This is a genomic window from Streptomyces rubrogriseus (genome assembly GCF_027947575.1).
In the GTDB taxonomy this organism is placed as follows: Bacteria; Actinomycetota; Actinomycetes; order Streptomycetales; family Streptomycetaceae; genus Streptomyces; species Streptomyces rubrogriseus.
This window is the reverse complement of sequence record NZ_CP116256.1, coordinates 1,722,876-1,747,192: the sequence shown is the minus strand read 5'-3', so window position 1 is coordinate 1,747,192 and position 24,317 is coordinate 1,722,876. Positions and strand designations below refer to the sequence as shown.

Sequence of the window (24,317 nt, the reverse complement as noted above, 5' to 3'; positions counted from 1 at the left end):
GTGTTCTCCAACTACCTGATCGGACTGCGCGAGGGCCTGGAGGCCTCACTCGTCGTCTGCATCCTCATCGCCTACCTGGTCAAGACGGACCGCCGGGACGCCCTGAAACCGATCTGGGCGGGCATCGGCGTGGCGGTCGCCATCGCGCTCGGCTTCGGCTGCGCGCTGGAGTTCGGCTCGCAGGAGCTGACGTTCAAGGCACAGGAGGCGCTGGGCGGTTCGCTCTCCATCCTGGCCGTCGTCCTGGTGACGTGGATGGTCTTCTGGATGCGCCGCACCGCCCGCCACCTCAGGACGGAGCTGCACGGCAGGCTGGACGCGGCCCTCGCCATGGGCACCGGGGCCCTGGTGGCCACCGCGTTCCTGGCGGTCGGCCGGGAGGGCCTGGAGACGGCGCTGTTCGTGTGGGCGTCGGTGCACGCGGCGAGCGACGGCACCCCGCGCCCGCTGATCGGCGTGGCCCTCGGGCTGGCCACCGCCGTCCTGCTGGGCTGGCTGTTCTACCGGGGCGCGCTGCGCATCAACCTGGCCCGGTTCTTCACCTGGACCGGCGGCATGCTGGTCGTGGTGGCGGCGGGCGTGCTGGCCTACGGCCTGCACGACCTCCAGGAGGCCGACCTGCTGCCGGGCCTGACGACCCTGGCCTTCGACATCAGCAGCACGATCGACCCGTCGAGCTGGTACGGCACCCTGCTCAAGGGCGTGTTCAACTTCCAGCCCGATCCGACCGTCCTCCAGGTCACGGTGTGGCTGCTGTACCTGGTCCCGACGCTCGCGCTCTTCCTCGCCCCGGTAGGGTTCGCCTCCGGGAAGGGGAAGGTGAAGGAACCTGATGAGCCAGGATCGCGGCCCTCGAAGGCCCCGCAGGCTTGAGAAGTACGCGCTCATATCCGCCTCGGCGACCGCTTTGTCGCTGACGGCGAGCGGCTGCGTGGTGGTGCACGGTGAGCGCGAGGTGTTGCCCTCGGCCACCCGGGCCGAGGCCGCGAAGGCGCTGGAGCAGTTCACCACCGCGTACAACAAGGCCGACAAGGCGTACGACGCCTCCCTGGACGCCGACCACACCACCGGCGCCCTCGCCGCGATCGACTCGGCGCGGCTGAAGGCGGGGGCGGCCAACCACCCGGACGGCAATCCGGCGCACGAGCCGCTGGAGCTGACCGACGCGAAGTTCACGATCCCGAAGAAGGCGGGCTGGCCGCGCTGGTTCGTCGCGGACACCGAGGCCAACAAGGGCGGCAAGGCACGCTGGTTGCTGGTCTTCACCCGGGACGGCCTGGAGGATGCCTGGGAGGCGGCGTACCTGACGCTGGTCGCCCCCGGCAAGGTGCCCGAGTTCAAGACCGACCAGGACGGCTGGGCCGAGGCCGTGCCCGCGAACGCCACCGACGTGAGCGTCCCGCCGGCCGGTCTGAGCAAGGACTACACGACGTACCTTCAGGACGGCGGCAAGACCTTCGCGGACGGTGTGCACACCAGCTCCTGGCGCGCACTGCGCGAGAAGCGCTCGACCCGCCCCGGCCTGGTCACCCAGTACATCGACGAGCCGCTGACGAACGGCGACTACGCACCGCTGGCACTGCGCACCGAGGACGGCGGCGCGCTGGTGTTCTTCACCAGCCGCCACTTCGAGAAGCAGACCGCCGCCCGGGGCGCGTCCGTGCCGACGCCGAACAAGGACGTGCTGGCCCTGACGGACGGCGAGATCAAGCAGTCGCTGACGATGGAGTTCGTCTCCAACGGGGTGGCACTCGACCCGGCGGACGGGCAGGTGTCGGTACTGGGCCGGGTCCAGGGGCTCACCTCGGGCAAGGGCGAATAGGAGAGCCCGCGGCGCTCAGCGGCGCAGCGGCCAGGATGCTCCCTCGTGGTCGCCCTCCGCACCGGCGTGCCGGGCGCAGGCGTCGGTGAGGGTCTCCAGCAGGGTCAGCGGGTCCGGCAGCGGGTGCTCGGGACCGCGCACCCAGCGCACGGTCCGGCCTTCGCCGGGCAGCCGGGCCGGCGGCACCAGCACGTAGGACCCGCGGCAGTGCCAGCGCAGCCCCGGGTGCTCGTCCATGGTCTCGGGGTGGCAGTCCAGCTCGCAGGGCCACCACTCGTCCTCGTCCTCGGGGGTGCCGCGGGTGAGGGTGAACAGCAGCATGCGCCCGTCGTCGCTCTCGGCGACCGGCCCGACCTCGACCCCGGCGTCGAGCAGCCTCCGCACCGCCTCCCGACCGGCCTCCAGGGGCACGTCCAGGACGTCGTGCACCATGCCGGTCGCGGTGATGAAGTTGGCCTCGGGCTGGTGCCGGGCCCAGCGCTCGATCTGGGCGCGGTCGGTGGTGGACTGCGTCTGCCAGGCGAACGACACCGGGTGCCGGGCGGGGGTGGGACAGCCCACGCGGTCGCAGGAGCAACGGTATCCGGCGGGGTGCGCGGCGGGCGCCAGGGGCAGCCCGGCACCGGCGGCGGCGAGCAGCAGGTCCTCCCGGCCACCGTCTCCGGCGGCCTCCTTGGGGCGGCGTCCGCGCAGCCACGAGGAGAGTTTGCCCTGCAGACCGCTCCGACCGCCGAACTCCGCGCTCATCTATCCCCTTGCCTCGCCGTCGTGCGCACCAGCATGCCCTATCGTCGCACCATTCCCCGCTTCGGGGTCGCGAAGGGACAAACTTCCCTGGTCAGGCCTCTTCGGTCACCGCGGGGCGAGCCCGTGCAGCGCGTAGTCGACGAGGGTGTCGGTGTAGGCGTGGGAGAACGGTCCCGTGTGCTGGAGCCAGCGCTGCGCGAGCGGGGAGACGAACAGCTCCAGCGCGATCCGCAGGTCGATGTCCTGCCGTACCTGGCCCGCCTCCTGGGCGGCCCGCAGCCGGTCGGCGTGCAGCTGGAGCGACGGCTCCAGGAGCCGGCTGACGAAGGTCCGGCCCAGCTCCTCGTTGACGACGCCCTCCGCCGCCAGCGCGCGATAGGGCGCCTCGAACCTCGGGTCTCGCAGCTCATCGACGGTGGCGCGCAGTACGACCTTGAGGTCGGCGGCGACGTCACCCGTGTCCGGGATGGTGTACGCCTCCTCACCGGCGGCCTCCACCAGCCGCTCGCCCAGATCGAGGAAGGCCTCCAGCAGGACGTCCGCCTTCGAGGACCACCACCGGTAGATGGTCTGCTTGCCGACGCCGGCCCGGGCGGCGATGCCCTCGATGGTGGTCTTCGGGTAGCCGACCTCGCCGACCAGGGCGAGGGCGGCGTCGTAGATCGCCTGGCGGGACCGCTGACTGCGCCGGGTGGCGTCGGGGTGCGGCCGCTCGGCGGCGGGATGCGTACTGCGGGCGGACTTCCGGATGGTGGCCATGCGACGAAGCTACCAGGCCGACAAGACGGACCGTCTCGCCAAAAGCGAGTGGACGGGGCTCAGTGGCGTGGCGCCCGCGCGTTCTCCAGATAGTGCAGTACGGCCGCCACCCGCCGGTCGACCTGGTCGGCCGGGGACAGGTCGAGCTTGGCGAAGATGCTGCGGATGTGCTTGTGGACGGCGCCGTCGGTGACGACGAGCCGCCCGGCGATGGCGCTGTTGCCCAGGCCCTCGGCCATCAGGGCGAGCACCTCCCGCTCCCGCGGACTGAGCCGCTCCATCCGGCTGTCCTGCCGCGTCCGGGTGAACAACTGGGCGACGACCTCGGGATCGATGGCGGTGCCACCGCCCGCGACCCGCCCGAGCGCGTCCATGAACTCCTCCACCCGCCCGACGCGCTCCTTGAGCAGGTACCCCAGACCGCCCACTCCCCCGGTCAGCAGGTCGGTGGCGAAGGACTGCTCCACGTACGCGGACAGCACCAGGACGGCGAGCCCGGGGTGCCGCCGCCGCGCCTCGACGGCCGCGCGGACCCCTTCGTCGGTGTGGGTGGGCGGCATCCGCACATCGAGGATGGCCACGTCGGGCTCGTGCGCGTCGATGGCCGCGAGCACCGACTCCGCGGTGTCCGCGGTGGCGACCACGTCCAGGCCCTCGGCCCGCAGCAGCAGGGCGAGCCCCTCGCGCAGCAGCGGATCGTCCTCGGCGATCACGATCCGCAGGGCGCGCCGCACGTCACGTTCCACTTCTCCGTCACTCCTCCCCCGGCGGCCAGGAGTCGCCCCAGGCCGCGTCACGGGCCGCCTTGTACAGGTCGCCGTGCCGCTTGGTGACCGTACTCCGCCGCAACCGCTCGTCGGACTCGCACAGGTCCAGCAGCACCTGGCCCTTGCGGATCTGCGGACGCCGGACCACCCGGGAGGCGGCGGGTTCGACGGGAAGCCGGGTGGCGGCGACATAGCTGAACTTCTCGTCCTCGTACGCGAGGGACCCGCTCTTGACCTGCCGGTGCAGACTGGACCGGCTGACGCGGGCCGCGAAGTGGCACCAGTCCGTGCCGGGCTCGATGGGACAGGCGGCACTGTGCGGGCAGGGCGCGGCGACCCGGAACCCGGCGGCGATCAGCCGGTCTCGGGCCTCGATGACGCGGGCGTACCCGGCGGGGGTGCCGGCCTCGACGATCACGACGGCGCGCGCGGCGCCGGCGGCGGCGTCGACGAGGGCGGCGCGGTCGGAACCGGTCAGCTCGTTGAGTACGTAGGACACCGTGACGAGATCAACGCTCTCGATGTCGAGCGCCGCCCCGATCCGGGAGCGCTGCCAGCGGGCCTCGCGCAGGGCGGGCAGCGAGGCGGCGATCTCCCGGCCGAGGGCGAGCGCGGGTTCGGCCCAGTCGAGCACGGTCACCGGACGGGTCCCGCCCCAGGTGTCGCTGACGGCCCAGGTCGCGGCGCCGGTCCCGCCGCCCACGTCCACGTGGCTGCCGGGCACCCAGTCCGGCACGGCCTCGGCGAACGCGGTCAGCGCCGAGCGGACGGCGGCGAAGGTGGCGGGCATGCGGTAGGCGGCGTAGGCGACGACGTCGGCGCGGTCGCGCAGGATGGGGGCGTCGGTGGGGGTGTCCCCGCGGTAGTTGGCGATCAGCCGCTCCACGGCCCGGGCGGCCTGTCGGGGCGGCAAGCCGTCGACGAGGTCGGCGAGGGTGGCGCGCAGGGTGTCGGCGGGGTCGTTCACCCGGAGATTGTACGAGGCACTCCGTGGGTGGGGCGGGGCTGCCTGGTGCCCGGAGTGAGCGCGGGGCGGATCGTGTGACCCGGCGTGGTCCTGGCACCCGGCGTGTGTGCGGGCCCGAGGGGGAGCGCGGCCCGGCGTTACGGGGTGCCGCTGCGCCCACCCGTGCCGCCCCAGCGGCACGACTGCCCGCAGCTACGGCGGGGGGCAGCGACTGCCCGCAGCTGCGGCGGGAGGGGGCGGTCACGCGCAGTTGCGGCCGGGGGCGACGCGGCGGGGAAGCCGCGTACGGCGAGAAGGGGCGCGGAGCGAGGGCGGGCCGCAGCCGCGTACGGCGAGAAGGGGGCGTGTCGGGGGGTGTCCGCCCGCAGCGGTTGGCGCGTCCACGCCCCGCACCCCCGTAGCCGACCGATTCCGCGCCGTTCCGAGGACGGACACCCCCCGGCGCGACCCCGACCCACCCACCGGACACACCGCGCTACACGCACCCCCACCGAAGCCGCACAGGCCGCCGCAGGCATCCCCCCACGGACGATCAGGCCCGCACCGCCCGCGCCACCCGCGTGCACAGCGCCGCGCGGGCCCGGTTGTCCGGGGCGCGGCGGCGCGGATGGACCGTGTTGGCGAGGAGGATCGCGAAGGTGTCCGTCACCCGGTCGAGGACCAGCATCGTGCCGGTGAAGCCGGTGTGCCCCGCCGCCCCGCGCCCCGCCAGCTCGCCCATGAACCACGGCTGGTCCAGGGCGAACCCGAGCCCCGGTTCGGCCAGGAGCAGTTCCACGAAGTCCGGCCCGAGGATGCGCGCGGGCCCGTGGGAGCCCCCCGCCAGCAGCGTCCGGCAGAAGACCGCCAGATCCCGCCCCGTGGAGAACAGCCCCGCGTGACCGGCCACCCCGCCCAGCGCCCACGCGTTCTCGTCGTGGACGACCCCGCGCAGCATCCCCCGGTCCGCCTTGGCCCACGGCCGCCGCTGGTCCTCCGTGGCCGCGGCCCCCGGACACGGCCCGAAGCCCGTCGCCGTCATGCCCAGCGGCCGGGTGATCCCGTCCCGGACGAGGACGTCGAGCCCCCGCCCCGTGATGCGCTCCAGCACCTGTTGCAGGAGCAGCATGTTCAGGTCCGAGTAGCAGTACGTGCCCGGCACCCCCACCGGCGGCTCCGCCCGCAGCCGCCGCAGCCGTGCCTCCTTGTCGGCGTAGGCGGCGCGGTCGTACAGCGGCAGTTCGGGCCGCAGCCCGGAGGTGTGGGTGAGCAACTGCCGTACGGTGACGCGGTGCTCGGCCGCGGCCCGGAAGTCCGGCAGGTAGGCGCCGACCTCCGCGTCGATGCCGAGCGTGCCCCGCTCGATCTGCTGCACGGCCGCCACCGCGGTGAACAGCTTGGTCAGCGAGGCGAGGTCGAAGGGCGTGTCCACGCTCATCGGCACCCGCGAGCCCTCCGGCAGCTCCACGCCCGCGTCGGAGCGGGGGTCGTAGGAGGAGTAGCGCACGGCCCAGCCCGCCGCGGCCTCGGCGGCGAGCACGGGCCCGCGTCCGACGGCCACGACGGCGCCCGCCGCCCAGGGGCGTTCGCCGGTGGTGAGGTCGCGCACCTGGGCGACCGCACGCCGGAGCTGCCCGGGGTCGAGTCCGGCCCGCTCCGGGGTGTCGCGGCGCAGTCTCGGAGCGCTCAGTTGTCCTCTCCCTTGCCTGCTCTCTCCCCGCGGCACATGGTCACGAGGAAGCCGAGCGCCACCACAGCGGCCGCGAGCTGGACCACGGCCATCGGTACGGCGGTGTCCTCCCCCGCGATCCCGACCAGCGGCGAGGCGACCGCGCCGATGAGGAAGGAGGACGTGCCGAGCAGCGCGGAGGCGGAACCGGCGGACTTCTTCACCCGCATCAGCGCGAGCGCCTGGGTGTTGGGCAGGCTGAGACCCATCGCCGACATCAGCACGAACAGCGCGGCGGCGACCGGCCCGAGCCCGACCTCGCCGAAGACGCCCAGGGACATCAGCAGCAGCACCGTCGCCGCGGCGATCACGACGACGAGGCCGAGGCCGAGCACCCGGTCCAGCCTGACCCGCCCGACGAGGATCTTGCCGTTGATCTGCCCGACCACCACGAGGCCGATCGAGTTGAGGCCGAACAGCAGGCTGAACGTCTGCGCGGAGGCTCCGTAGATCTCCTGCATGACGAACGGCGACGCCGCGACGTAGGCGAAGAGCGAGGCGAAGGCGAAGCCGCCCGCGAGCATGTACCCGGTGAAGGCCCGGTCGGCGAGCAGGCCGCGCATCGCGCGCAGGGTGTCGCCGACGCCGCCGGCGTGCCGCTCCTCGACGGGCAGCGTCTCCGGCAGCCGGGCCCACACGACGACGCCCAGCACCACCCCGACCACCACGAGGACGACGAACACGCCCCGCCAGTCCGTCACGCGCAGGATCTGCCCGCCGATGAGCGGCGCGACGACCGGCGCGACGCCGGAGATCAGCATCAGGGTGGAGAAGAAGCGGGCCATGGCCACGCCGTCGTACAGGTCGCGCACGACGGCCCGGGCGATGACGATCCCGGCGGCGCCCGCGAGTCCCTGGACCAGCCGGAAGGCGACGAGGAGTTCCACGTTCGGCGCGACGGCGCACAGCGCGGTGGCGACGACGTAGACGGCGAGCCCGGCCAGCAGCGGACGCCGGCGCCCCCACTTGTCGCTCATCGGACCGACGACGATCTGCCCGAGGGCCATGCCGGCCAGGCAGGCGGTGAGCGTGAGCTGGACGGTCGCGGCCGGTGCGCCCAGGGACCGGGTGACCTCCGGGAGGGCGGGGAGGTACATGTCCATCGCCAGCGGCGGCGTAGCGGTGAGGCTGCCGAGTATGAGCGTGACGAGAAGACTGATACGCCGCCCGGCGGGCGGCGTTCGCGGTATGTGCGACGACTGAGACGTTTGCGGCGTTTGCGTGGACGGCCCGCGCTCGGGCATGTGATGTGCCCCTCCCTCTTCTTCGGATCCGCCACCTATGCTCTCAGCTCGTACGGACTTGAACGAACGAACCCGAACGACGAACGAACCTGAGCGAGGGTGGGGCAGGGTGTCAGCGGTGACCGGACAGAAGGTGCGCTGGGGGATTCTCGCGACCGGCGGGATGGCGGCGAGGTTCACGGCGGATCTGGTCGATCTGCCGGACGCGGAGGTCGTGGCGGTGGCCTCGCGGACCGAGGCGTCGGCGAAGGCGTTCGCCGAGCGGTTCGGGATACCGCGGGCGTACGGCGCCTGGGAGACGCTGGCGCGGGACGAGGACGTCGACGTGGTGTACGTCGCGACCCCGCACTCGGCGCACCGGACCGCGGCCGGCCTGTGCCTGGAGGCGGGCCGGAACGTGCTGTGCGAGAAGCCGTTCACGCTGAACGCGCGCGAGGCCGGGGAACTGGTCGCGCTCGCCCGCGAACGGGGCGTCTTCCTCATGGAAGCGATGTGGATGTACTGCAACCCGCTGGTGCGGCGCCTGAAGGAGCTGGTCGCCGACGGCGCGATCGGCGAGGTCCGCAGTCTCCAGGCGGACTTCGGCCTCGCGGGCCCCTTCCCGGCCGCGCACCGGCTCCGCGACCCCGCGCAGGGCGGCGGCGCGCTGCTGGACCTGGGCGTGTACCCGGTGTCCTTCGCGCAGCTTCTGCTCGGCGAGCCGTCGGACGTCGCGGCGCGGGCGGTGCTCTCGGAGGAGGGCGTCGACCTCCAGACGGGCGCGCTGCTCTCGTACGAGAACGACGCGCTCGCCTCCATCCACTGCTCCATCACCGGCGGTACGCCCAACTCCGCCTCGATCACCGGCTCCGAGGGCCGCATCGACGTCCCGGACGGCTTCTTCTTCCCGGACCGCTTCGTGCTGCACCGGACCGGCCGGGACCCGCAGGAGTTCCGCGCCGACCCGGCCGACGGGCCCCGCGAGAGCCTGCGGCACGAGGCCCAGGAGGTGATGCGGGCGCTGCGCGCCGGGGAGACCGAGTCGCCGCTGGTCCCGCTGGAGGGCACGCTGGCCGTGATGCGGACGCTCGACGCGATCCGGGACCGCGTCGGCGTCCGCTACCCGGGAGAAACAGGATCGACGGCACAGGGAGAAGCGGCGGACCCGGTGGTCACACCGGCGTGAGCCCCGGCTCCCCCGCCGCCGTCACGAAGGACCCGGCGGTCGTGAGCGGCGCGCCCTCGGTGCCGACGTGGGACACCGTCTTGAAGTCGGCGCGCGCCGACTCGCGGCCCAGGGACACCGTGGCGTAGCCGCGCCGCCCGTTGAAGAACTTCAGGTGCGGGTTGGCGGCCATCAGGGTGTCCCAGTTGGACGGCTTCTCCGCGCCGTCGCCGCCGCTGGTGACGGACGTGGTGACGATCTCCGTACCCAGGGTCCTGGAGTCCGGGTCGTCGAAGTCGCGCTTGATGTCGAAGCCGTAGGAGACGTGCACGTCGCCGGTGAGGACCATGAGGTTCTCGATCCCGGCGGCCTGCGCGCCGGCCAGCACCCGCTCGCGCGAGGCCGGGTAGCCGTCCCAGGAGTCCATGGAGACCTTGGACGGCGTGCTCGTCGAGTTGTACCGCTGGGAGAAGGTGACCTGCTGGGGCACCACGTTCCACAGGGCGTTCGACCGGTGCCAGCCGTTGATCAGCCAGCGCTCCTGGGCGTCGCCGGTGAGCGTGCGGCCCGGGTCCTCGGACTCGGGCCCGGGGAACTGCCAGCCGTCGCCGTACGCCTGGTTGGAGCGGTACTGCCGGGTGTCGAGGACGTCGAACTGGGCGAGCCGCCCCCAGTGCAGCCGGCGGTAGAGCTTCAGGTCCGGGCCGTCGGGCAGCTGCGGGCGGCGCAGCGGCATGTTCTCCCAGTAGGCCCGGTAGGCGGCGGCCCGGCGGATGAGGAACTCCTCGGGCGGGACGCTGTTCTCCGGTGTCTCGTCGGCGTAGTTGTTCTCGGTCTCGTGGTCGTCCCAGGTGACGACGAAGGGGTGCGCGGCGTGCGCGGCGCGCAGGTCGGGGTCGGACTTGTAGAGGGCGTACCGCAGGCGGTAGTCCTCCAGGGTCACCGTCTCGTGGTTGAAGTGCGCGGGCAGGGTGCCCGCGGGGTAGGCGCGGGAGCCGCCGGTGGCGTTCACGGCGTACTCGTACAGGTAGTCGCCGAGGTGGAAGACGACGTCCACGTCCTCCTGGGCGAGGTGCTTGTAGGCGGTGTAGTACCCCTGGTCGTACTTCTGGCAGGAGACGAGGCCGAAGGTGAGGCCGGGCACCCGGCTGTGCTGCGCGGGCGCGGTGCGGGTACGGCCCACCGGGCTGACGTACCGGCCGGCGCGGAAGCGGTAGTGGTAGACGTGGCCGGGCGCGAGGTGGTCGACCTCGACGTGCACGGTGTGGTGGAACTCGGGGTGGGCGGTGGTCCGGCCCCTTCTGACGACGCGGCGGAACCGTTCGTCCAGGGCCAGCTCCCAGCTCACCTCGACGCGTTCGGCCGGCAGCCCGCTGTCGGCCTGGTACGGCACCGGGGCCAGACGCGTCCACAGCAGCACCGAACCGGGCTGCGGGTCGCCCGAGGCGACACCGAGCGTGAAGGGGTCGGCGGTCAGCCGCGCGGCGTCCAGCTCGGCGGCGCTCGCGGTGCCGGCGGCCGGCAGGTTGACGGAGAAGGCGAGCGCGGCGGCGGCGCCGGTGACGGTCAGGAAGCGGCGGCGGCCCAGGCTGCGGGCGGCGGCGCGGAGTTCGGGCGCGTGCGAGGACTGCGACTGGGCCGGGACCCGGGTCGGGGCCTGGTGGTTCGCGGGTGTCATCCGTTCCTCCCCTTGCGGTGGTTGCAAGGGGCATTCGAAGCGCCGGGAGCGTCCCCGGTTTGGCACGGACATGGCGATCGCGTGTCGGACGGATGAGTTCCGCATGTTCCGCGACCCGTACGCTGCCGAGTCATGAACACCGTGAGAACCACCGACGAGGAAAGCGCCGGCGTGCGGAAGGTCGCCGTCGTCACGGGCGCCGGATCCGGCATCGGCCGGGCGGTCGCCGTCGAACTGCTCACCGCCGGCTGGTCGGTCGCCCTGGCCGGCCGCCGCCCCGAGCCCCTGGCCGAGACGGCCGCGGCGGCACCGGCGGGCGGCGGCACGGCGCTCACCGTCCGCGCCGACGTGTCGCGCCCGGAGGACGTGGCGGCCCTGTTCGGCGCCGTGCGCGACCGGTTCGGGCGACTGGACCTGCTGTTCAACAACGCGGGGACGTTCGGTCCCGGCGGCGTGCCGGTCGAGGACCTTCCCTACGAGGCCTGGCGGCACGTGGTGGACACCAACCTCAACGGGGCGTTCCTGTGCGCGCAGGCGGCGTACCGGCAGATGAAGGAGCAGGACCCGCGGGGCGGCCGGATCATCAACAACGGCTCGATCTCCGCGCACACGCCGCGTCCGCACTCGGTGGCGTACACCGCGACCAAGCACGCGCTGACGGGTCTGACCAAGTCACTGTCGCTGGACGGCCGTCCCTACGGCATCGCGGTCGGCCAGATCGACATCGGCAACGCGGCGACCGAGATGACGGCCGGGATGCGGACCGGCGCGCTCCAGGCCAACGGGGAGACGGCACCCGAGCCCGTGATGGACGTCGCCGACGTGGCGCGCACGGTGCGGCACATGGCCGAGCTGCCCCTGGAGGCGAACGTGCAGTTCGCGACGGTCATGGCGACGGCGATGCCGTACGTGGGGCGCGGCTGAGCGCGGCCCGCGGGCACACACGCGCGCAACACATCGATTCATACAATCGGAATTTCAAGGTCCGCCGTATTGCGGCCGGTGGCGGACGTATGCTCAAATCTCCTTCACCAGACTTTCACATATGAGGCGTTGGGCATCCACAACGCCGCACATGCCATACCGAGGGGGGAGGCGGCAGCCGTTCCGCCACACCGGTCGCACCGGTGGGGGGAACGGCTGCCGCACCGTTTCCCGGCTATGCCTGCCCGGTCTCGAAGCGGGCGATCCGCCCGTCCTCGTCGACGGTGAAGTCCCACCGGGTGCGCATCTCGCCCCAGGTGTCGTTGCGGTAGCGGGCGATGAGGGCGCGACCGCCGTTCGACTCGTTGTCGACCTCCATGTGGCCGTTGGAGGAGAAGATCTCCTGGTCGACCCACTGGTCGAGGTTCCGGTCGTCCCCGTCGTCGGCCATGGTGGCGTCCGGCGCGAGCAGCGCGCGGAAGGCCTCGCGGTCGTGGGCGTTGACGGCGGCGACGAAGGCGCGGACGGCCGGGTCGCTGAGTCGCGTGGTCTGAATGGTCATGGCGGCAGCGTCACACCGGCTCCACGCCCCCGCCACCGGGCGTACCGCCCGCCGTCGCCCGCCACCACCCGAACGGCGCCCGGCGACGGGCCCGTACGCCGCGGAGGGGCGACGGTGGGCAGATGAGCCGCCACCGTCCGCGAGGGAGTCGACGTGAAGTGCTGTGACCGGCGGGATCTCGGACTGCTGCTGCTCCGCCTGGGAACCGGCGGGGTCCTGGCCGCGCACGGCACGCAGAAGCTGCTCGGCTGGTTCGGCGGCGGCGGCCTCGGGGAGACCGGTCGGGCCATGGAGGCCATGGGCTACGCGCCGGGCCGGGCCAGCGCCACCGCGGCGGGTCTCGCGGAGGCGGGCGGCGGGACGCTGCTGGCGCTGGGACTGGCCACTCCGGCGGCGGGCGCGGCCGCGGTCGGCGCGATGGCGGGCGCCGCCGCGGTGCACGCCCCCAACGGCTTCTTCGCCCAGGCGGGCGGCTACGAGTACGCCGTCTCCCTCGGCCTGACGGCGGCGAGCCTCGCGGTCTCGGGCCCCGGCCGGCTCTCCCTCGACCACGCCCTCGGTCACGCGGTCAACCGGAACTGGATGGTCCCGGCCGCCTTCGCGGTGACGGCGGCGGCCACGACGGTGGTCGTGGGGGCGCGGAACAGGCGGCTGCGCAGGGCGGCCGAGGGGCAGCAGGAGACGCTCTTCGACTGACGCCCCCTCGGGGACGTGGCACGCTGCTCCACATGAGCGACAACCCGGACGGCGCGCGGGCCGACGACCTCTGGACCACCGTCGACGCCCTGTGGAGGTGGCTGGAGGCGGACCGGCCCGTCGGCGGCAGGGAGGGCCTGCTGCTGCGCATGCTGAAGCTGTCGGAGGAGGTCGGCGAGGTCGCCGAGGCGGTGATCGGCGCGACCGGCCAGAACCCGAGGAAGGGTGTCACGCACACCTGGGACGACGTGGAGGCGGAGCTGTGCGACGTCGTGATCACGGCGATGGTGGCCCTGCGGACGCTGACGCCCGAGGCGCGCGAGGTGTTCGGGCGGCATCTGGCGCGGGTGGCGGACCGGTCGCTGGGTGAGTGAGTGACCGAAGGTCCGTACCCGTGGGCCTCGTCCACGGGTACGGACCCGGGGGGTCCGGGCTCGGTCAGCCCGCGCTGCAGGACACGCTGGGCCAGGTCCAGTTGCCGTTGGCCTGGATGGTGGCACCCCAGTTGTTGCCGCTGCCGTTCGACTTGGCGGTCAGCGTCTGCGCACTGGGATAGCTCGCGTTGACGTTCCAGGTCGACATGACCTTCGCCGGGGACGGCACGTTCATCGTCACCGTCCAGTCGTCGGACCCGCTCACGGAGACGTTGAGGTTGTACCGGTCCCCCCACCGCTGCCCGGCGGACAGCGTCGCGGTACAGGCGCCACCGCCACCGCCCCCGCCGTCTCCTCCCCCGCCGCTGCCGTCGGGAGCCACCGCACGGCCGGTCTGCGGCGAGATCATGCCGGAGCACAGCCCCTTGTTCGCCAGGGTCTGCGCGATGCGCGGTATGGCGGCGAGCGTGTTGGCGGGCCAGTCGTGCATGAGGATGACCTGGCCGTTGCCGAGCCGCGAGACGGCCTGCACGATCGCGTCGGTACTGGCGTTGTTCCAGTCCTGGGAGTCGACGTCCCAGATCACCTCGGTCAGCCCGTACTTGGCCTCGACCGACCGGAGCGTCGCGTTGGTCTCGCCGTAGGGCGGGCGGAACAGCTTGGGCGTCCCGCCGCCCGCGCCCGCGATCGCCTGCTGGGTCCGGGAGATCTCCGAGTCCATCTGGGCCTGGCCGAGCTGGGTCATGTGCGGGTGGGTGTAGCTGTGGTTGGCGACCCACATCCCGGCGTCGACCTGGGCCCGGACCAGGGACGGGTTCTGGGCGGCGTACTGGCCCTGGTTGAACATGGTGGCCCGCAGCCCGTTCTGCCTGAGCGCGTTGAGCAGGGACTGGGTGCTGCCGGAGGGGCCGTCGTCGAAGGTGAGCCCGACGTAGCCGTTGCAGGCCGCGGCCTGGGACGGGGCGGCGCCGGCCGCGACCGTGCCCGCGGCGGCGAGCGCGGTGACGGCGACGCCGGAAGCCAGGGTGCGCAGGGTGCGCGAGGACGCGCGTGGTCCGGTACTGGTACGCATGCGAGTGATTCCTCCTCTCCGCTGGTGGGGTGGGTCAGCCCGCGCTGCAGGACACGCTGGGCCAGGTCCAGTTGCCGTTGGCCTGGATGGTGGCGCCCCAGTTGTTGCCGCTGCCGTTGGACTTGGCGGTCAGTGTCTGCGCGCTGGGGTAGGTCGCGTTGACGTTCCAGGTCGACATGACCTTCGCCGGGGACGGCACGTTCATCGTCACCGTCCAGTTGCTGGCGCCACTCACGGAGACGTTGAGGTTGTACCGGTCGCCCCACTTCTGCCCGGCGGACAGCGTGGCGGTGCACCCGCCGCCACCGCCCCCGTTGTCGCCGCCGCCGTTGTCGCCGCCGCCGTTGTCGCCGCCGCCGGTCCCGCCGACGTTGATGCTGGAGCTGCCGCTGCTCTGGTAGCCCTCGGTGGCCATGATCATGTAGTAGCTGAAGTTGCCGAGCGGCATCCCGGCCCGGGCCCACGCGTCGAAGTGGTTGCCGGTGGTGATGGTGCCGCCGGTCCGCTTCGACTGCCGGACGCTCCAGTACTGGTCGAAGGTGCGGGTGCCCTCGACGGAGGGCTTGTTGACACGGGTCGTCTTGTAGATGTCGTAGGTGCCGCCGTCACTGGTGACGGTGCCCTTGTACTCGCCCGTGGGCCGGTAGGTGCCCCAGTTGTCGACGATGTAGTACTCGACGAGCGGGTTCGACGTCCACCCGTAGAGCGCCAGGTACGCGTTGCCGGACGGGTTGAAGCTGCCCGAGTACTGCACGGTCCTGCGCCCGCCGTTGCTCCAGCCCTTGCCCGCGACGAAGTTGCCGGTGTTGCGCCACGAGGTGCTGTACTGACCGCCGGAGCCCATGTTCATGGAGACGGTGCCCTGGCTGTCGGTCCAGAACGAGTAGTAGTAACCGTTGTCGGTGCCCTCCTGGTTGGTCGTGACGACCGTGTCGGCCTGGGCGGTGCCCGGCAGCATCAGCGCGGCGAGCGCCGCCAGCGCGACGGCCCACGCGCTCCTGACGAGCAAGGCGACGGGACCGCGTCTGCGGCGCCCCGGCTGGACGAGCAGGTTCATGGGGGGTGTTCCTCTCCTGCGGGTTCGGACAACGGCGACAGTGTTGACCTGCACCCATCAAGCGTCAACAGTTTCGGTAGAAGTTTCGAAACCTTCGGCACGCCAGGAAGAACGGTGCGAAACGCAAAGCCGCAGATCACTCAGCCCCTACTCGAAGCCAGCACACATCCCCCGGGACCTTCTCGCCAACTCTCCCGGAAAGGAGGCTGAGTGGGTTCGAAAATTTCGAAGCATCGCTCCCTGGACAGCCGACCCCCGAACTCACATCCTCGGTAGAGGCAGCGCACCGTTCCCCACGACGGAACAACGGAGGTTGGCGCTCGTGAAGTTCAGCTACGCGATGCTCCCGGACTACCCCCTGGCCGAGTCCCTGGAGTCGATCCGGCTCGCCGACGAACTCGGTTTCCACGCCTGTTACGCCGCCGACGAGACCTGGCACAAGGACCTGTGGCTCCTCTTCGCGGTGGCGGCCGGCCGCACCGACCGCATCCGCCTCGGACCGAGCGTCTCCCCGGTGACGCTGCGCGAGCCGACCCTGGTCGCGCAGGCCCTCGCCACGCTCGACGAACTCTCCGGCGGCCGCGCCGAAGGCGTGCTGTCCAGCGGCAACTTCGGCCTGCTGGCCCAGTACCGCATCGACTGGGCCCGCACCAGACCGCTGTCCCGGGTCAAGGAAGCCCTGCACGTGATGCGCACGTTCCTCGACGAGGGCACCATCACGCACGAGGGCGAGTTCTTCTCCTACGACGGCCTGTTCACCTTCGCCCGCCCGGTGCAGGACCGGCTGCCGCTGAAGCTCGGCGCGATGCGGGGGCCGAAGTCCTTCGAGGCGGCCGGTGAGTTGTCGGACGGCTGCCACCACGCCCTGAGCTACACCCGCGAGGCCTACGACTACGCGGTGCGGCACATCAGGGCGGGCGCGGAGCGGGCGGGCAAGGACTGGCGCTCGCTGGACATCGGGGCCTGGGTGGTCTTCGCCACCGGCCCCGACTCGGCGGTCGCCAAGGAAGCGGCGCGCAGCATGGTCGGCATCTACGCCTCCTCCATGCCCGAGGAGCAACTGCGCCGCAACGGCGTCGACCCGGCGGAGCTGAAGCCGGTCATCGACGCGATCGGCGCCGGCGACCTGGCCCGCGGCATCGAACTGACCACCCCGGAGATCGCCGACCGCCTCTCGGTCGCGGGCACGCCCGAGGAGTGCCGGGAGAAGATCGAACGGGACATCGCACCCAGCGGCGTCAACCACATGATCTGCGCGATCACCGACCGCGCCCTGGTGCAGACGTTCACGGGCCGGGACCTGCCGGGCGCGGCGGACGTGAACACCCAGCTGCGTCTGATCGCGGAACGGGTGATGCCGGGGTTCGGGTGAGGGCAAGGCTGCATGGCGGCAGGCTCAGCACCCCGCGAAAAGGGGCTGAGGCCCGGCACCCGGCCGTGCTTCGATGAGGCCATGGTGTCCTCCGAGCGCTTGCTCGCCTTCGCGGCGATGTCGTTCCTGCTGATCGTGGTCCCCGGGCCCAGCGTGCTGTTCGTGATCGGGCGGGCGCTGGCCCAGGGCCGCCGGGCCGCGCTGACCACGGTCGTGGGAAACACGGTGGGCGCCTATGTGCTCGTCGTGGCGGTGGCGCTCGGCGTCGGGTCGGTCGTGGAGCGCTCGGTCCTCGTCTTCACGGCGCTGAAGCTCGTCGGCGCGGCCTACCTGGTGTACCTGGGCGTGCGGGCCTGGCGGAAGCGCGGCTCGTTGCAGGCCGCGGTCACCACGGACGGGAGCGCACGCGGGGGCGGTCCGCGCACACTGTGGGAGGGGTTCGCGGTCGGGGTGGCCAACCCCAAGACGATGGTGTTCTTCGCCGCGGTGCTCCCCCAGTTCGTGGACCGCGCCCAGGGACACGTGGTCGTCCAGATGCTGCTGCTGGGCCTGGTCTTCAACCTCATCGCGGTGGCCTGCGACAGCGTGTGGGGACTGGCCGCTGCGACCGGTCGGGAGTGGTTCGCCCGCTCACCCCGGCGGCTCTCCCTGGTCGGCGGGATCGGCGGCCTCACGATGATCGGCCTCGGCGTCACGGTCGCGGCGACGGGGCGCAAGGACTGACGCGCGCGGCTCCGGCTCGGGCCACCGCCCCGCCCCGGGGCGGTGAGCGGCAGACGAGTCGGGCTGTACGCCGGGTTCTGTTCCGACGGGGCCTCGCGGTCCCGTCGGCGACGGCCATCCATCTAGGACCGGCGTTGCCACCGGCCTCCAGCGGTCTACCCGCGGACTCGGGCGGGCAGCCCTCGAACGTCCGCGCAGAAGCACCGGGGTGCTTCCTTCTTGACCTTGCTCCGGGTGGGGTTTACCTAGCTGCCCAGGTCGCCCTGGGCACTGGTGGTCTCTTACACCACCGTTTCACCCTTACCGGGGGCCGAAGCCTCCGGCGGTCTGCTTTCTGTGGCACTGTCCCGCGGGTCACCCCGGGTGGCCGTTAGCCATCACCCTGCCCTGTGGAGCCCGGACGTTCCTCGGGAAGTCCCGTGAGGGACTCCACGCGGCCGCCCGCCCGGCTCGTCTGCCGTGTCGACCATGGTACCCGGCGGGCCTCCCGCCCCGGACCGGCAGCCGCCGTGGCGAGGACCGAGCCGGCCAGGATCAGGGTGAAGGCGACGCCGATGCCGAGGGTCGGCTCCTCGTCCAGGAGGAGCGCGCCCGCGGCGACGGCGACCGCCGGGTTGACGTAGGTGATGACGCCGGCCCGGGTCGGGCCGACCTCCTTGATCAGCTCCAGGAAGGCCACGAAGGCGATCGCGGTGCAGACGAGGCCGAGACCGGCCAGGGCTGCCAGGGCCTCGCCGGAGGGGAGGGTGGTGGGCCGGGTCAGGAAGGCGGCGGGGGCGTAGACGACGGCGGCCAGGGTGAGGCAGGGGGTGATGAGCTGGAGGGTGGGGACGTCCTTGAGGTGGCGGGCGGCGATCAGCGGGGCGGTGGCGTAACCGACGACCGTCACCAGCACCTCGGCCAGCGAGCGGGCGTCGCCGCCGGTGAGGTGCGGGACGGTGAGGACGGCGACGCCTGCGAGGCCGAGGCCGAGGCCGGTGATCCGGCGGGCGCCGACCCGTTCCTCGGCGCCGAAGAACCGGGCCAGGAGGACGGCGACGATCGGCACGCCCGCGATCAGCAGCCCGGCGGTGGAGCTGGACAGGTGCCGTTCGGCGTCCGTCAGGGTCCACCAGGGGCCGATGATCTCGATCACGGCGAAGGCCAGCATCGGCTTCCAGTGGCGCCGTACGGTGCCGAGGAGGTCTCCCTTGCGCAGGGCGAAGGGCAGCAGGAGGACCGCGCCGAGCGCGCACCGCGCGAACACCACCCCGGACGGGGACACCTCGTCCACCGCCACCTTGATCATCAGGTAGGGGACGCCCCAGACCACTCCCATCAGGGAGAACAGGAACCAGCCGCGTGCAGTCATGCGGTGAGTCTCGGCCGCCTCACCCGGTGCGGTCTTGAACGCTGTTGCGGTACGCGGCCGGGGTCACCCCGAGGACCCGCCGGAACCAGCGGGTCAGGTGCGCCTGGTCGGCGAAGCCCACCAGGGCCGCCGCCTCGGCCGGGCGCAGGCCCGCGTCCAGGAGCCCGCGCGCCCTGGCCACCCGGTGCTGGGCGAGCCACGCGTACGGCGGCATCCCCGTCGCCGTACGGAAGGCCCGCAGGAGCTGGTAGCGGGACAGGCCGAGGTCGGTGGCGAGGGCCGCCAGGGACGGCGGGGCGAGGAGTTCGTCGGCGAGCCGGTCGCGTACGACGCGGGCGACACGGTCGGCGCCGGGGACCGTGTCGTCGGCCGCGCGGGCCGTGGAGTGGCGGCGGGCGAGCGCCGTGAGCAGCCAGGGCAGCCGGGACTCCGCCTCCAGGGGGTCGGGGCAGCGGGCCAGGTCGGTGTGCGCGGCGCGCAGGGCGGCGGCGAGTTCGGGATCGTCGAGGACGGGTTCGCGGAAGTGCGGGAGGGCGGTGTCCGTCCGGGCGCCGTCGGTGAGGAGGTTCGGGGCCGCGTACAGGGCACGGTACGAGTAGCCCTCGGGGGCGGCGGGGCCGCCGGTGTGCACCTCGCCGGGCTCCAGGACGACGATGGAGCCCGGTCCTGAGTGGATGTGGCCGCCCCGGTAGGCGATGACCTCCAGGCCGCCGACGGTGACGCCGACCGTGTACTCGTCGTGGGCGTGCGGGGCGTAGACGTGCCGGTCGAAGCGTGCGGTGAGGAGGTCGAGGGGCGGGCCGCCCCTTCCCAGCCGGGCCCTGCTCCACCGTGCCTGCTCGCGCGCGCCCGCCATCGCCGCACACCCCCTCTCCTCCCCCAGCCGATCAGAGGAAGCCCGCGGTGTCCAGGGCCGCGGAGTCTGTCCGCTTGACCCTGCCGCAACGTCAACGTTTCTACTGAGGTCATGCGGATCGGAGAACTCGCCGACGCCGTCGGCGTCACCACGCGGACCGTGCGGCACTACCACCATCAGGGCCTGCTGCCCGAACCGGAGCGGCTGGCCAACGGGTATCGGACGTACACGTTGCGGCACGTCGTCGTGCTGGCCAGGATCAGGCGGCTGACCGAGTTGGGGCTCGGCCTGGCGGAGGTACGGGACGTGCTGGCGGACGACGCCGGGAAGGATCTCGCCGAGGTGCTGGAGGAGCTGGACGCGGATCTCGCACGGCAGGAGGCGGCGATCCGGGACCGCCGGACGCGGTTGCGGGCGCTGCTGGGGGCGGAGGGCGGGGTGCCGCCCGAGGGGCCGGTCTCGCCCGAGCTGGCCGAACTGTTCGCCGGGATCGGGGACGTGTCCGGCTCGCCGATGGCCCTGCGGGACCGGGAGATGCTGGTGCTGCTGGAGAGCACCGTCGCCCCGGAGGAGCGGGCGGGGCTGCTGGCCGCGATGCGCGGTGCCCTGGGCTCGCCGGAGGCGGCGGCACGGGCCCGCCGTACCTATGAGCTGCTCGACGAACTCGCCGACGCCGACGCCGACGACCCCCGTGTGGCGGAGGCGGCCCGCGTACTCGCCGACTGCATGCCCGCGGAGCTGCTGCCCGAGGAGGGCTTCGACCTCGACCCCGGCCACGGTCTGCTGCGCGCCCTGTACGCCGACTTCGCGCCGGCCCAGGCGGAGGCGGTCCGGCGGGCCATGGAGATCGCCGCCCGGGGACGGCGGTCGTGAGAGCCACCGGTCCCGCCGCGTTTCCGTACCTGCTCGCCCGGCACGAGCTGCGGCTGTGGGCGAGCCTGTGGCTGTGGGCGGCCCGGCGGACGCACGACTCGGCGGCCGGCGGGGCGGCCTTCGGGTACGCGCGGGGACAGGGCGCGATGATGTTCGGGCTCGCGTTCGTGTGTGTCGTCGAGTCCGTGACCATGTCCGTGCTGCTGCGGGACTGGCCCGCCGCACACCATGTGGTGCTGGTGCTGGACGTGTACACCGTGGTGATGGTGGTCGGGCTGCACGCCGCGTCCGTGGTCCGGCCGCATGTCCTGGACGCGGCCGCCGGGACGCTGCGCGTCCGCCGGGCCCTCCACGTCGACGTGCGGATACCGCTGGAGCGGATCGCCTCCGTCCGGCGCGAGCTGCGCACGACGCACACGCCCGCGGACGGGGAGCTCGATCTGGCCGTGGGGTCCCAGACCTCCGTCACCGTCGAGCTCACCGAGCCCGTCGCCCACCTCTCCTTCTTCGGGCGCCGGCGCGAGGTGCGCGTGGTGCGGTGCCACGCCGACGATCCGGGGGCGTTCGTCCGGGCCGTCGAGCAGGCGCGGGAGGGGCACGCCGTACCCTGACCGGGGGCTGGGGACCCAGTTCGATGTGAAGGAGTACGTGTGCTTGTCCTGCTGCCGCCGTCCGAGGGGAAGGCCGCGTCCGGCCGGGGCGCCCCGCTGAAGACCGGGTCGCTGTCCCTGCCGGGGCTCACCGCGGCCCGGGAGGCCGTCCTCGGCGAGCTGGTGGAGCTGTGCGCCGGTGACGAGGAGAAGGCGCGCGAGGTGCTCGGGCTGAGCGAGGGGCTGCGCGGCGAGGTCGCCAAGAACACGGAGCTGCTGACGGCGGGTGCGCGTCCGGCGGGGGAGATCTACACCGGTGTGCTGTACGACGCGCTGGACCTGACCTCGCTGGACGCGGCCGCCAAGCGGCGGGCGGCCAGGTCGCTGCTGGTGTTCTCGGGACTGTGGGGTGCCGTGCGGGTGACCGATCGGATTCCCTCCTACCGGTGCTCGATGGGCGTGAAGCTGCCCGGCCTGGGGGCGCTGGGCGCGCACTGGCGGGCGCCGATGGCCGAGGTGCTGCCGGAGGCGGCCGGGAACGGGCTGGTGCTCGACCTGCGGTCGGCGGCGTACGCGGCGGCGTGGAAGCCGAAGGGCGAGGTCGCCCCGCGGACCGCGACCGTGCGGGTGCTGCACGCGCCGACCCGGAAGGTGGTCAGCCACTTCAACAAGGCGACCAAGGGGCGGATCGTCCGGAGCCTGCTGGCGTCCGGGACCGCGCCCGAGGGACCGGCGGAGCTGGTGGAGGCGCTGCGGGACCTGGGGTACGAGGTGGAGGCGGAGGCGCCCGCGAAGGGCGGGCGGCCGTGGTCGCTGGACGTACTCGTGCACGAGGTCCACTGAACCGTCACCCTCGGCCGTTGCACTTGTTGCAACGGTGATTGCAGGGAGTGCGTTTCGGCGGCACGATGAGGGCATGAGTTCTCCGCTGCCCTCCTCCCCCGCCGCCTCGGTGCTGGATCTCGCGCCCGTCGTACCCGTCGTGGTCGTCGACGACCTCGCCGACGCCGTGCCGCTCGCCAGGGCGCTCGTCGCCGGCGGGCTGCCCGCGATCGAGGTGACGCTGCGGACGCCGGTCGCCCTCGACGCGATCCGGGCGATCGCCGCCGAGGTGCCGGACGCGGTGGTCGGCGCGGGCACGGTCGTCACCGCGGAGCAGGTCGCGGAGGTCGTGGCGGCCGGGGCGCGGTTCCTGGTCAGCCCGGGGTGGACGGACGCACTGCTGGAGGCGATGCGGGGATCCGGGGTGCCGTTCCTGCCGGGGGTGTCCACCACGTCGGAGGTGGTGACGCTGCTGGAGCGCGGGGTGCGGGAGATGAAGTTCTTCCCGGCCGAGGCGGCGGGCGGCACCGCCTATCTCAAGGCGCTCGCCGCGCCGTTGCCGCAGGCGCGCTTCTGCCCGACCGGCGGGATCACCCCGGCCTCCGCGCCCCAGTACCTGGCGCTGCCCAACGTCGGCTGCGTGGGCGGCAGTTGGATGCTGCCCAAGGACGCGGTGGTCGGCCGGGACTGGGCGCGCGTGGAGGCGCTGGCCCGTGAGGCGGCCGCGCTCAGCGCAGGTGGGACGTCTCGTTGAACAGGCGCACGCTGGCGCCGCCGTCCGCGTAGTACGCCACCGCCGACAGGGACGCCGCCGAGAGTTCCATCCGGAACAGCGACTCGGGCGGGGCGCCCAGGGCGAGGCGCACGAACGTCTTGATCGGCGTGACGTGGGAGACCAGCAGCACCGTGCGGCCCGCGTACGCCGCGACGAGCTTGTCGCGGGTGGCGGCGATCCGGGTGCCGGTGGCCGCGAAACTCTCGCCGCCGCCGGTCGGCTCCGCGTCCGGGGAGGCCAGCCAGGCGTCCAGGTCGGCGGGGTGGCGCTCGCGCACCTCGCCGAAGGTGAGCCCCTCCCACGCGCCGAAGTCGGTCTCGCGCAGCCCCTCCTCGACCGCCACCTCCAGACCCAGGCGGGCGGCGACGATGCCGGCGGTCTCGCGGGTGCGGGCCAGGGGCGAGGCGACGACGGCCTCGATCGTGCCGCGCCGGGCGAGGCTCTCGGCGACCCTCTCGGCCTGCTCCCGGCCGACGGGCGACAGGGACGGATCGCTGCCGCCGCTCCCGGAGAACCGCTTCTGCGGGGTGAGCGGGGTCTCCCCGTGCCGCAGGAGGACGAAGGTGGCGGGGGCACCCATGTCGGGCGGCCCCCAGCCGGGCGAGGCCACGACCTTCGCGGCGCGCACGTCGGCCTCACCCGAGGTCTCGGCGGCGACACCGGGGCCGGGAGCACCGGTGGCGGGAGTGCCGATAGCGGGAGCACCGGTGGCGGGTGCGTCGGTGCCGGGGGTGCCGAGGGCGGCGCGTGTCCCCGCACCGGGCGACGCGGCTTCGACGCGGCCCCGGCCCGCCCGCGCGAGGCGCTCGCCCGCCGCCGCTCCGCCCCCGTCCGGGGCGGGCTCCCCGCCGTCGCCGCCTCCGGTCCCGGCGGGAGCGACGGCCGACGCGGCCCCGGTCCGGCGGGATCCGGCCGTACGACCGGCGGGTGCGGCACGGTCGGCGGCGGCCGCGTCCAGTTCCGCCGTCGAGTCGAACGGGGACCACGCCTCGCCGCGCGCACCCGCGTCCATCGCCTCGTTGGCCAGGCGGTCGGCGTGCTTGTTGCTCGCGCGGGGGATCCACTCGTACGTCACGCGGCCGGGCGGGAAGACGCGGGCCGCCTCGGCCGCCAGCGGCTTCATGTCGGGGTGCTTGATCTTCCAGCGCCCCGACATCTGCTCGACGACGAGCTTGGAGTCCATGCGGACGTGCACCGCGGCGTCCGGGTCCAGTTCCGCGGCCGCGCGCAGGCCGGCCAGCAGGCCCCGGTACTCGGCCACGTTGTTCGTGACGACGCCGAGGTACTCGGCGGCCTCCACCAGAGCCTCCCCCGTCACCGGATCGAGGACCACCGCGCCGTAGCCCGCGGGCCCCGGGTTGCCCCGCGACCCGCCGTCGGCCTCGACGACGAACTCCCGCGCGGGGCGCGGCGCCTGGTCAGCCACCGGGCCGC

At 73.1% G+C, this 24,317-nt stretch carries 24 protein-coding genes, 1 other RNA gene and 1 pseudogene; 12 read left to right on the top strand and 14 right to left on the bottom strand.

What is annotated here, in order from left to right; genetic code table 11:
* Together efeU and Sru02f_RS07580 are read left to right on the top strand one after the other, a co-directional pair.
* Entirely contained in the window at positions 1-873 is an 873-nt protein-coding gene (efeU, locus tag Sru02f_RS07585) for an iron uptake transporter permease EfeU (protein WP_109031691.1), read from the top strand.
* Positions 833-1,822 carry a hypothetical protein gene (locus Sru02f_RS07580; protein WP_164278156.1) on the top strand — a complete coding sequence of 330 codons (990 nt, stop codon included), beginning with the start codon at positions 833-835 and terminating at the stop codon, positions 1,820-1,822. The genes efeU and Sru02f_RS07580 overlap by 41 nt, the downstream gene beginning before the upstream one ends.
* A 15-nt stretch (positions 1,823-1,837) precedes the next feature.
* Here Sru02f_RS07580 and Sru02f_RS07575 read toward each other — a convergent pair whose 3' ends face one another.
* From Sru02f_RS07575 to Sru02f_RS07550, 6 genes are all read right to left on the bottom strand, one after another.
* Entirely contained in the window at positions 1,838-2,569 is a 732-nt protein-coding gene (locus Sru02f_RS07575; protein WP_109031690.1) for a bifunctional DNA primase/polymerase, read from the bottom strand.
* A gap of 105 nt (positions 2,570-2,674) precedes the next feature.
* Positions 2,675-3,328, bottom strand: a complete 654-nt coding sequence (locus Sru02f_RS07570) for a TetR/AcrR family transcriptional regulator (RefSeq protein ID WP_109031689.1) — start codon at positions 3,326-3,328, stop codon at positions 2,675-2,677.
* 59 nt (positions 3,329-3,387) lie between these two features.
* Positions 3,388-4,050 (bottom strand): response regulator transcription factor, encoded by a 663-nt coding sequence (locus Sru02f_RS07565; protein ID WP_174855082.1) that lies wholly within the window; start codon positions 4,048-4,050, stop codon positions 3,388-3,390.
* Positions 4,051-4,081: 31 nt separating this feature from the next.
* Positions 4,082-5,062 carry a small ribosomal subunit Rsm22 family protein gene (locus Sru02f_RS07560; protein WP_109031687.1) on the bottom strand — a complete coding sequence of 327 codons (981 nt, stop codon included), beginning with the start codon at positions 5,060-5,062 and terminating at the stop codon, positions 4,082-4,084.
* A 532-nt stretch (positions 5,063-5,594) separates the two neighbouring features.
* On the bottom strand, positions 5,595-6,767 hold the full coding sequence (locus Sru02f_RS07555; RefSeq protein ID WP_174855062.1) for a serine hydrolase domain-containing protein: 1,173 nt from the start codon (positions 6,765-6,767) through the stop codon (positions 5,595-5,597).
* Entirely contained in the window at positions 6,728-8,014 is a 1,287-nt protein-coding gene (locus Sru02f_RS07550; RefSeq protein WP_109031685.1) for a multidrug effflux MFS transporter, read from the bottom strand. Before Sru02f_RS07550 ends, Sru02f_RS07555 begins: the two co-directional genes overlap by 40 nt.
* Positions 8,015-8,132: 118 nt before the next feature.
* On the opposite strand from Sru02f_RS07550, the gene Sru02f_RS07545 reads away from it, so the two are divergent.
* The gene (locus tag Sru02f_RS07545) at positions 8,133-9,179 is read left to right on the top strand and encodes a Gfo/Idh/MocA family protein (protein WP_167469503.1); all 1,047 of its coding nucleotides are present in this window, start codon (positions 8,133-8,135) and stop codon (positions 9,177-9,179) included.
* Here Sru02f_RS07545 and Sru02f_RS07540 read toward each other — a convergent pair.
* On the bottom strand, positions 9,166-10,836 hold the full coding sequence (locus tag Sru02f_RS07540; protein WP_109031683.1) for an alkaline phosphatase D family protein: 1,671 nt from the start codon (positions 10,834-10,836) through the stop codon (positions 9,166-9,168). The genes Sru02f_RS07545 and Sru02f_RS07540 overlap by 14 nt on opposite strands.
* A 132-nt stretch (positions 10,837-10,968) precedes the next feature.
* On the opposite strand from Sru02f_RS07540, the gene Sru02f_RS07535 reads away from it, so the two are divergent.
* A complete protein-coding gene (locus Sru02f_RS07535) occupies positions 10,969-11,760 on the top strand; it encodes an SDR family oxidoreductase (RefSeq protein ID WP_109031682.1) in 792 nt (263 codons plus the stop codon).
* 235 nt (positions 11,761-11,995) lie between these two features.
* On the opposite strand, the gene Sru02f_RS07530 is transcribed toward Sru02f_RS07535, so the two are convergent.
* A complete protein-coding gene (locus tag Sru02f_RS07530) occupies positions 11,996-12,322 on the bottom strand; it encodes a nuclear transport factor 2-like protein (protein ID WP_109031681.1) in 327 nt (108 codons plus the stop codon).
* 153 nt (positions 12,323-12,475) lie between these two features.
* Between Sru02f_RS07530 and Sru02f_RS07525 the strand changes: the two genes are divergently transcribed.
* Together Sru02f_RS07525 and Sru02f_RS07520 are read left to right on the top strand one after the other, a co-directional pair.
* Complete coding sequence (locus tag Sru02f_RS07525; RefSeq protein WP_109031680.1) at positions 12,476-13,018, top strand: DoxX family protein; 543 nt, start codon at positions 12,476-12,478, stop codon at positions 13,016-13,018.
* Positions 13,019-13,050: 32 nt separating this feature from the next.
* Positions 13,051-13,392 carry a MazG-like family protein gene (locus tag Sru02f_RS07520; RefSeq protein ID WP_109031679.1) on the top strand — a complete coding sequence of 114 codons (342 nt, stop codon included), beginning with the start codon at positions 13,051-13,053 and terminating at the stop codon, positions 13,390-13,392.
* A 64-nt stretch (positions 13,393-13,456) separates the two neighbouring features.
* On the opposite strand, the gene Sru02f_RS07515 is transcribed toward Sru02f_RS07520, so the two are convergent.
* Positions 13,457-14,464, bottom strand: a complete 1,008-nt coding sequence (locus Sru02f_RS07515; RefSeq protein ID WP_109031678.1) for a polysaccharide deacetylase family protein — start codon at positions 14,462-14,464, stop codon at positions 13,457-13,459.
* A gap of 34 nt (positions 14,465-14,498) precedes the next feature.
* Positions 14,499-15,521 carry a glycoside hydrolase family 11 protein gene (locus Sru02f_RS07510; RefSeq protein ID WP_109031677.1) on the bottom strand — a complete coding sequence of 341 codons (1,023 nt, stop codon included), beginning with the start codon at positions 15,519-15,521 and terminating at the stop codon, positions 14,499-14,501.
* 322 nt (positions 15,522-15,843) lie between these two features.
* Between Sru02f_RS07510 and Sru02f_RS07505 the strand changes: the two genes are divergently transcribed.
* Both Sru02f_RS07505 and Sru02f_RS07500 read left to right on the top strand, forming a co-directional pair.
* Positions 15,844-16,893, top strand: a complete 1,050-nt coding sequence (locus Sru02f_RS07505; protein WP_109032080.1) for an LLM class flavin-dependent oxidoreductase — start codon at positions 15,844-15,846, stop codon at positions 16,891-16,893.
* Between the two features lie 81 nt (positions 16,894-16,974).
* Positions 16,975-17,616 carry a LysE family translocator gene (locus Sru02f_RS07500; RefSeq protein WP_109031676.1) on the top strand — a complete coding sequence of 214 codons (642 nt, stop codon included), beginning with the start codon at positions 16,975-16,977 and terminating at the stop codon, positions 17,614-17,616.
* A 50-nt stretch (positions 17,617-17,666) separates the two neighbouring features.
* Here Sru02f_RS07500 and rnpB read toward each other — a convergent pair.
* The 3 genes and pseudogenes from rnpB to Sru02f_RS07485 all read right to left on the bottom strand — a co-directional run bounded on the left by rnpB (position 17,667) and on the right by Sru02f_RS07485 (position 19,823).
* An RNA gene (gene rnpB / locus Sru02f_RS07495) (RNase P RNA component class A) lies at positions 17,667-18,069 on the bottom strand.
* A gap of 70 nt (positions 18,070-18,139) precedes the next feature.
* Positions 18,140-18,904, bottom strand: a pseudogene (locus tag Sru02f_RS07490) (DMT family transporter); the annotation flags it as partial.
* Between the two features lie 82 nt (positions 18,905-18,986).
* Entirely contained in the window at positions 18,987-19,823 is an 837-nt protein-coding gene (locus tag Sru02f_RS07485) for an AraC family transcriptional regulator (protein WP_109031674.1), read from the bottom strand.
* Between the two features lie 111 nt (positions 19,824-19,934).
* Here Sru02f_RS07485 and Sru02f_RS07480 point away from each other — a divergent pair, with 111 nt between their 5' ends.
* From Sru02f_RS07480 to eda, 4 genes are all read left to right on the top strand, one after another.
* Positions 19,935-20,696, top strand: coding sequence for a MerR family transcriptional regulator (locus Sru02f_RS07480; RefSeq protein WP_109031673.1), 762 nt, complete (start codon positions 19,935-19,937; stop codon positions 20,694-20,696).
* Positions 20,693-21,307 (top strand): hypothetical protein, encoded by a 615-nt coding sequence (locus Sru02f_RS07475; protein WP_109031672.1) that lies wholly within the window; start codon positions 20,693-20,695, stop codon positions 21,305-21,307. The genes Sru02f_RS07480 and Sru02f_RS07475 overlap by 4 nt, the downstream gene beginning before the upstream one ends.
* 39 nt (positions 21,308-21,346) lie before the next feature.
* The gene (gene yaaA, locus Sru02f_RS07470; RefSeq protein WP_109031671.1) at positions 21,347-22,129 is read left to right on the top strand and encodes a peroxide stress protein YaaA; all 783 of its coding nucleotides are present in this window, start codon (positions 21,347-21,349) and stop codon (positions 22,127-22,129) included.
* Between the two features lie 73 nt (positions 22,130-22,202).
* Complete coding sequence (gene eda / locus Sru02f_RS07465; RefSeq protein ID WP_109031670.1) at positions 22,203-22,862, top strand: bifunctional 4-hydroxy-2-oxoglutarate aldolase/2-dehydro-3-deoxy-phosphogluconate aldolase; 660 nt, start codon at positions 22,203-22,205, stop codon at positions 22,860-22,862.
* Here the strand turns inward: eda and Sru02f_RS07460 are convergent.
* Positions 22,837-24,309, bottom strand: coding sequence for a bifunctional RNase H/acid phosphatase (locus Sru02f_RS07460; RefSeq protein ID WP_109031669.1), 1,473 nt, complete (start codon positions 24,307-24,309; stop codon positions 22,837-22,839). The two genes, eda and Sru02f_RS07460, sit on opposite strands and share 26 nt — an antisense overlap.
* Between the last annotated feature and the right edge of the window lie 8 nt (positions 24,310-24,317).